The sequence below is a fragment of the Endozoicomonas sp. ONNA1 genome (genome assembly GCF_024606325.1).
Classification (GTDB): Bacteria; Pseudomonadota; Gammaproteobacteria; order Pseudomonadales; family Endozoicomonadaceae; genus Endozoicomonas_A.
Map to the genome: position 1 here is coordinate 1 of NZ_JAHHPN010000010.1, position 1,296 is coordinate 1,296.

2 protein-coding genes are annotated in these 1,296 nt (G+C 52.7%); both read right to left on the reverse strand.

The window, feature by feature from the left end; translation table 11 throughout:
• The coding region (locus tag KDK19_RS00125) for an SDR family NAD(P)-dependent oxidoreductase (RefSeq protein WP_257291081.1) at nucleotides 1–660 on the reverse strand (660 nt) is incomplete at its 3' end.
• Nucleotides 661–799: 139 nt separating this feature from the next.
• Nucleotides 800–1,296 (reverse strand): UDP binding domain-containing protein (locus tag KDK19_RS00130; RefSeq protein ID WP_306801283.1); only part of this gene is annotated, 497 nt, incomplete at its 5' end.

A 1,296-nucleotide genomic window follows, 5' to 3' on the forward strand; every position in this document is an offset into this window, starting at 1 on the left:
ACCACCTTCCATGTCCTCAAACGCGTGCCAAACCAGCTCCACTCCGTCCTCCAGCGAGATCATGAACCGAGTCATGCGCTCGTCAGTGATGGGCAAAACGCCTTTTTCTTTCTGAGACGTGAAAAAAGGTATTACCGAGCCGCGAGAGCCCATGACATTGCCATATCGAACGACCGAAAACCGCGTGTCATGGCTGCCCGCGTATGAGTTTCCAGAGACAAACAGCTTGTCGGACGCGAGTTTTGTGGCGCCGTAGAGGTTTACCGGGCTGCTCGCTTTGTCCGTGGACAGGGCCACCACACGCTTGACCGCCTTATCAATGCACGCATCTATCAGATTCATGGCACCATTGATGTTGGTCTTGATGCACTCGAAGGGATTGTATTCCGCGGTAGGGACGATCTTGGTAGCCGCAGCGTGCACCACATAGTCGACGCCGTCCAGGGCCCGATAAAGACGGTCCTTGTCCCGCACATCGCCAATAAAAAACCGAACACGATGGTCACCGGCGAATTGCTTCGCCATTTCCCACTGTTTCATTTCGTCTCTGGAAAAAATGATGACGCGCCGTGGGTTGTACTTTTCCAAAAGCATTGGCACGAAAGTGTGGCCAAAGGAACCAGTTCCGCCAGTGACCAGGATAGAGCTGTCGTTGAACATGTGTTTCGAACTGCCTCATGTTATACACGCGGGTTTAACCACCCACGCCTGAATCTCTACACATGGTAAAAGAAAAAAGGGGCAAGATCTTGTCGATCTGCCCCTCACCCATCGCGAACGTTGAACCTTCGGGTGACTCTCACAACCGTAAATCGGCCTCTCCCAGTGGCAGCACCCCTTTTAAGTCAAAAAGCACTCCTCGCGCCTTCAAATAAGTTCTGAGCTCCTTACCGGATTTCTCAGCGTATTCTTGATGAGGCACCGCAAGTAACACCGCTTCGTACGTTCCTTGCTGGGGCTCGTCCAACAACGGCACACCGTATTCGTGCTGAGCTTCATCCGGGTCGGCCCAGCAATCCGTGATATCCACCTTGCAGCCAAAGTCCATGAGCTCGTTCACCACATCGATTACACGGGTATTTCTCAAATCGGGGCAGTTTTCCTTGAACGTGAAGCCCATGATAAGCACTCGCGAATCTGCAATTGTGTGCCCCGACTTAATCATCGCTTTGACTAGCTCAGCGGCAACATAGGGCCCCATTTTGTCGTTGACTCGCCTGCCAGCCAGGATAATCTCTGGATGGTAACCAATTGACTGCGCCTTGTGGGTCAAGTAGTAAGGGTCCACCCCGATAC